Annotated in this window: 4 protein-coding genes; 1 reads left to right on the forward strand and 3 read right to left on the reverse strand. The window is 59.8% G+C overall.

Features of this window, described 5'->3' with window-relative positions; genetic code table 11:
* Window positions 1-38: 38 nt before the first annotated feature.
* The 3 genes from P273_RS0107355 to dnaK form a co-directional block, all read right to left on the reverse strand.
* Window positions 39-1,043 carry a DnaJ C-terminal domain-containing protein gene (locus P273_RS0107355; protein WP_024627810.1) on the reverse strand — a complete coding sequence of 335 codons (1,005 nt, stop codon included), beginning with the start codon at window positions 1,041-1,043 and terminating at the stop codon, window positions 39-41.
* A 146-nt stretch (window positions 1,044-1,189) separates the two neighbouring features.
* Window positions 1,190-1,915 carry a nucleotide exchange factor GrpE gene (grpE, locus tag P273_RS0107360; protein ID WP_024627811.1) on the reverse strand — a complete coding sequence of 242 codons (726 nt, stop codon included), beginning with the start codon at window positions 1,913-1,915 and terminating at the stop codon, window positions 1,190-1,192.
* 1 nt (window position 1,916) lies between these two features.
* Window positions 1,917-3,815 (reverse strand): molecular chaperone DnaK, encoded by a 1,899-nt coding sequence (gene dnaK / locus P273_RS0107365; RefSeq protein WP_024627812.1) that lies wholly within the window; start codon window positions 3,813-3,815, stop codon window positions 1,917-1,919.
* Window positions 3,816-4,211: 396 nt separating this feature from the next.
* Here dnaK and P273_RS0107375 point away from each other — a divergent pair, with 396 nt between their 5' ends.
* Window positions 4,212-5,984, forward strand: coding sequence for a glycoside hydrolase family 13 protein (locus tag P273_RS0107375; RefSeq protein ID WP_024627813.1), 1,773 nt, complete (start codon window positions 4,212-4,214; stop codon window positions 5,982-5,984).
* Window positions 5,985-6,077: the final 93 nt, after the last annotated feature.

Here is a 6,077-nt window from a genome sequence, read left to right on the forward strand (position 1 = left end):
TCCGCTGTTCGTTCCAACCTGATCCTGCATCGGGATCGTCATATCTTCATGCGCTCACCGGCGATCCGCTCGTCGAAATCACCGCTGGACTTGGCAAAGTCACGCATGGCCTTCTTCTGGGCCATGCCCAACCGACCAGGCATGCGGATCTCAAGCCGCCCCACCAGGTCGCCCTTGCCGCGCCGGTCTTGTACCCCCTTGCCGGCGATGCGGATCTCGTCGCCGCTGGAGGAGCCGGCCGGGATCTTGAAGGTGACGACCTGGTCGTCGATGTCCCGGGCCTGGACCTTGGCCCCCAGGGCAGCCTCGGATACCGTTACCGGCAGGGTCATGACCAGATCCCTGTCCTTCATGGTGAACCGCTGGCTGGGCTGGACGCTGATCTGCAGGTAGAGGTCGCCATTGGCGCCCCCGTCCCTGCCGGGCCGACCCTTGCCAGCCAACCTGATCCGCTGGCCATTGCGAACCCCAGCAGGGATATGCGTCTTGAAGCGCTTGCCGCCCACGCTTAGGGAGACCGTAGCCCCCTTGACCGCCTGACGGAAGGACAGGCCGATGCGCGAATTGCGATCCTCGCCCTTGACTGGCCTGGGCCTGCTCTCCTGGTAGGCGGTCCGGCCGCCACCGCCGGCACCCCCGCCGAAGGAGGAGAAGATGTCAGCGAAGTCCGGCTGCCCCGAACCGTCGCCGAAACGGATACGGGTGCCTCCAGGCGCTCCAGCCCCACCGAACATGGAGCCGAAGATGTCCGAGAAGGCATCGGTGTTGAAGCCGCCCTGGCCGGAACCCCCGGCGAACCGGGCTCCCCCCATGCCGAACTGGCGGATGGCGTCGTACTTCTGACGTTGCTCCTTGTTGCTGAGCACGTCGTAGGCCTCGGAGATGTCCTTGAACTTCTCCTCAGCCTCCTTGGTCTTATTGAGATCGGGATGGTATTTGCGGGCAAGCTTGCGGTAGGCCTTGGTGATCTCCGCTTCGCTGGCGTCCTTGGAGACACCAAGGACCTTGTAATAGTCCTTGCTCAGCCATTCATTCTCAGCCATCCATGTCTCCTTTCCTCATAAGCTACGAATATATCGAATTGGAATCCGCCCTTTCGCGTGCGGCGGCGGGCAGGGCCATAACCCACCAGCCGCCGCGTGCGAAGGCGTCTATTCAGCCTGCGGAAGGTCCGCAATCACCGTCCCTGCTACTGCCCGGGCGAAGTCACCACTACCCTGGCAGCACGAATCACCCGGTCACCGATCCGATAGCCTGCCTCAACGACCGTGTCAACGGTCTCTTTCTCGGCCTTGGGATCCGGCTTGTGCAGGATGGCCTCATGCTTGGTGGGGTCGAAGTCCTCGCCTTTTTCACCGAACTTCTCGACGCCGAATTTCTCGAAGGTCTTGTCGATCTTCTTGGCTACGGCCTGGAAGGAGTCGTCCATCTGCCCGTGCTCCTTGATCCGGTCAATGTCATCAAGGGCCGGAAGAAGGGCGGTCAGCACATCCACGATGCCGTGCTGGCGGAAGATGTCCTGCTCTTTCTTGGCGCGGTTGCGGAAGTTGACGAACTCGGCCCGCTCGCGCTGGAGAGCCTCCAGGTAATCGGCGGCCTCCTTCTTGGCCTGACCCAGAGGAGTCAGCCCATCTGATCCCTTGTCGGCGCTCTCCTCCTTGGCCGAGTCAGCATCAGTCTTGTCATCAGCCTGAGCATCCGCTGACGACGCGTCCTTGACGGAGGAATCCGACGAGGACTGGCCAGCCGCCTGGCTCTCGTCTGCAGCGCTCTCGCCGGCATGACGGCCGCGCGCCGCTTCCTGATCGGGTGTCGAAGCGGCGTCAGAGGCCTTGGCCTCGTTCCCATCCGGTTCGCCGGCGGCGGCCGGGTCGCCCTTCAGCGGCCCGGCATCATCCTTGTCGAAGGCCGACATGTCACTCGCCGTCCTTCTTCTTGTCGTCGTCGTCCACGACCTCGGCATCCACCACGTCGTCATCGGCGGACGAGGAGGAGCCTGCACCCGAGGCAGCACCGGCGGCACCTGCAGCGCCCTGGGCGCCTGCACCGTCAGCGGAGCCTTGCTGGGCGTAGAGGGCCTGGCCGATCTTCTGGGCAGAGGTCATCAGCTCGCTCTGGGCGTTCTTGATCTTGTCCATGTCCTCGCCCTTCAGAGCCTCTTTCAGAGCGTTGACCTTGTCGGTGACCTCCTTGGCCACCTCGTCGGAGATCTTGTCCTTGTTGTCGTTGACCAGCTTCTCGGTCTGGTAGGCGGCGGACTCGGCGGCATTGCGGGTGTCTGCGTCCTCACGACGCTGCTTGTCCTCGGCCTCGTGAGCCTCGGCCTCCTTGACCATGCGGTCGATCTCGTCCTTGGGCAGGGCGGAACCGCCGGTGATGGTCATGGACTGCTCCTTGCCGGTGCCCTTGTCCTTGGCGGAGACGTGCACGATGCCGTTGGCGTCGATGTCGAAGGTGACCTCGATCTGAGGAACGCCGCGCGGAGCCGGAGCGATGCCCGTCAGCTCGAAGGTGCCCAGGGGCTTGTTGTCACGTGCGAATTCGCGCTCGCCCTGGTAGACCTGGATCAGCACGGAAGGCTGGTTGTCCTCAGCGGTCGAGAACACCTCGGAGCGCTTGGTCGGGATGGCGGTGTTGCGGTCGATCAGCTTGGTCATGATGCCGCCCTTGGTCTCGATGCCCAGGGAAAGCGGGGTCACGTCGATCAGCAGCACGTCCTTGCGGTCGCCCTTGATGACGCCGGACTGCACGGCAGCGCCGACGGCCACGACCTCATCAGGGTTGACGGTCTGGTTGGCTTCCTTGCCGCCGGTCAGTTCCTTGACCAGGTCCTTGACGGCGGGCATACGGGTGGAGCCGCCGACCAGCACCACGTGATCGATGTCCTGAACCGAAATGCCGGCATCGTGCAGCACGTTGTTGAAAGGCGTGCGGCAGCGGCCCAGCAGGTCAGAGGTCATCTCTTCGAAGTGCGCCCGGGTCAGGGTCTCGTCCAGGTGAACTGGAGTCCCGTCGGGGGTCATGGCCAGGTACTGCATGGAGATGCTGGTGGACGAGGAGGAGCTCAGCTCCTTCTTGGCCTGCTCAGCAGCTTCCTTGAGCCGCTGCAGGGCGATCTTGTCCTTGGACAGATCCACGTTGTACTTGTTCTTGACCTCGCTGACCAGCCAGTCGATGATCTTCTGATCCCAGTCATCGCCGCCCAGCTTGTTGTCGCCGTTGGTGGCCTGAACCTGGATGGTGGAGAAGCCGTCGTCGTCCTTGCCGATCTCCAGCAGGGAGACGTCGAAGGTGCCGCCGCCCAGATCGAAGACCAGGATGCGCTCATCTTCCTTGCCCTTCTCCAGGCCGTAGGCCAGGGCCGCGGCGGTGGGCTCGTTGATGATGCGCAGGACGTTCAGGCCGGCGATCTTGCCGGCATCCTTGGTGGCCTGGCGCTGAGCGTCGTTGAAGTAGGCAGGGCAGGTGATGACCGCGTCGGTGACAGGTTCGCCCAGGTAGGACTCGGCATCCCTCTTGAGCTTCATGAGGATCTGGGCCGAAATCTCCTGCGGGGTCCACTTCTTGCCGTCGATCTCGACGGACCAGTCGGTGCCCATGTGACGCTTGACCGAGCTGATGGTCCGGTCCACGTTGGTGACCGCCTGGCGCTTGGCCACTTCGCCAACCAGAATCTCGCCGGACTTGCTGAACGCCACCACCGATGGCGTGGTCCGCGCGCCCTCAGCGTTGACGATTACGGTGGGCTCGCCGCCCTCCAGGGTTGCAATGCAGGAATTGGTGGTTCCCAGATCAATGCCAACTGCACGTGCCATACTCATTACCTCCTGATGAAATTGGGGCGCAGGGTCTGGCCCTGCACCTCATCGTTCACGTTCTCCGCTCGCGCTTCGTTCGTGGTCCCGATGGCCGGCTCCCGTCGGCCCGGGCAAGCAGCCATCATGACCACTCCGAAACTTGAGCCTACATCACTCAACTTCTTCTGGCAAATATTATTCCCATTGCGTCTAAATTGCCGAGACGGATCAATTTGATGGTAATGAGAACGTATGCAATTACACATTTCCAAAGCTCGCATTGACTCATCATAGCTCTGAAATAAGCTCTAATGAATGCTGTTAGAAAGCCGAAAATTAATGACCAATGGTTTTGCTATCGTTGTCACATAAAAGCTGATCAATAAGACGGCCTGTTTCGAGGAGGAGATGTGCATGACCAACAACAACATGAACGATGATTGGTGGAAGCAGGCAGTTGTATATCAGATATATCCGCGCAGTTTCAAGGATGTCAATGGCGACGGCATTGGCGACATCCGAGGCGTGACCGAAAAAATGGAATATCTGCGAGACCTGGGCGTAGACGCCATCTGGCTGTCACCCTTCTACCCATCGGAATTGGCCGACGGCGGGTATGATGTCATGGATTACCGCAATGTCGACCCACGCCTAGGCAGCATGGCGGATTTCGACGAAATGACCGAAAAAGCTCATGCATTAGGGCTCAAGGTCATCGTGGACATTGTTCCCAATCACACGTCAAACAAGCACGAATGGTTCCAGGATGCCCTGCGTGCAGCTCCGGGATCCCCCGAACGAGACAGATACATCTTCCGCCGGGGCAGAGGTACGAATGGAGAACTGCCACCCAATGGATGGATGTCCTTGTTCGGAGGGCCTGCCTGGGAGCAGGTTGACGACGGCGAATGGTACTTGCATATATTCGCCAAAGAGCAGCCTGATCTGAACTGGAAGAACAAGGAAGTTCACGAAGCCTTTAAGGACATATTCCGTTTCTGGTCCAATCATGGCACAGACGGTTTTCGAATTGACGTGGCCCACGGGCTGGCCAAGGATCTGGACAGCCGCCCTCTGTCCGAGCTGGACAAATGGCCCGTCCAGGAACAGTCCACTTATCACAACTATGAGCATCCGCTATGGGACAGACCCGAAGTACATGACATATATAAGGAATGGCGAAAGGTCTTCAACGAATTCGAACCTCACCGTTTCGCAGTCGGAGAAGCCTGGGTCGTGCCTGAGCACCAGCATCTGTACGCATCCGAGAACGAACTGGGGCAGGTCTTCAACTTCGAGTTCGCCAAGGCCAATTGGGACTGCCAGGCCCTGTACACCGCCATTGCCGAAGGCCTGCAATCCGCCAAGGACTCAGGATCGACCACAACATGGGTGATGAGCAACCACGATGTGGTCAGACAAGCTACCAGATACGCGCTGCCCCAAGTGGACAGCTCCACCTATCATCAGCTTGACAAGGACTGGATCCTTCGAGACGGGCAGACTTATTTCGAGGACCGGGCCAAGGGCACGCGCAGGGCACGCGCAGGATTTGCCCTCGAAGCAGCATTACCTGGCTCTGTATACATCTATCAGGGTGAGGAGCTTGGCCTGTTCGAAGTTCCTGATATTCCCTGGGACCGTCTGGAGGATCCGACTGCGCACCGAACCCGCGGCAAATACACCGAAAAAGGCCGTGATGGGTGCCGAGTCCCCTTGCCCTGGGTCGCCGGAGACACACCTGCCCCCGCAAAGTGGAATCCTGCCTTTGGAGAAGGGGCCTCCTTCGGGTTCTCCCCCTCGCATACCAAGGATGGAGGGCCAGCCAGCGACCCCCATCTTCCGCAGCCGCTCTGGTTCAAAGACTTTGCTGTTGATCAAGAGGAGAGCAATAAGACCTCGATGCTCTCCCTCTATAGGAAAGCCCTTAATCTACGAGCCACATTGCTGACCCCCACAGGCAACGTGGAAGTCACGGCCCTATCTGCCACAGACGGCCGGATTTCCTACACACGCAAGGCACTTGTCGATTCCAAACCTGCGGAACTGACCTGTCTGACTAATTTTTCGCAGACACCGACTCCCCTTCCACAAGGACGAATTGTGCTCACATCGGGAGACCTAGCCGAGGACGGCTCGCTTCCCCAAGACACAACCGCTTGGGTAGTTCGCACAGTGCAGGAATAACGGACAAAGAACGCTGAGCACAAGTCAACAAAAGGGCCTCGCAGTAATCCACATATTGCTGCGAGGCCCTTTTAAAATCTGGTATGTACCAGA

This window comes from Bifidobacterium sp. A11 (assembly GCF_000499185.1).
Lineage (GTDB): Bacteria > Actinomycetota > Actinomycetes > Actinomycetales > Bifidobacteriaceae > Bombiscardovia > Bombiscardovia mizhiensis.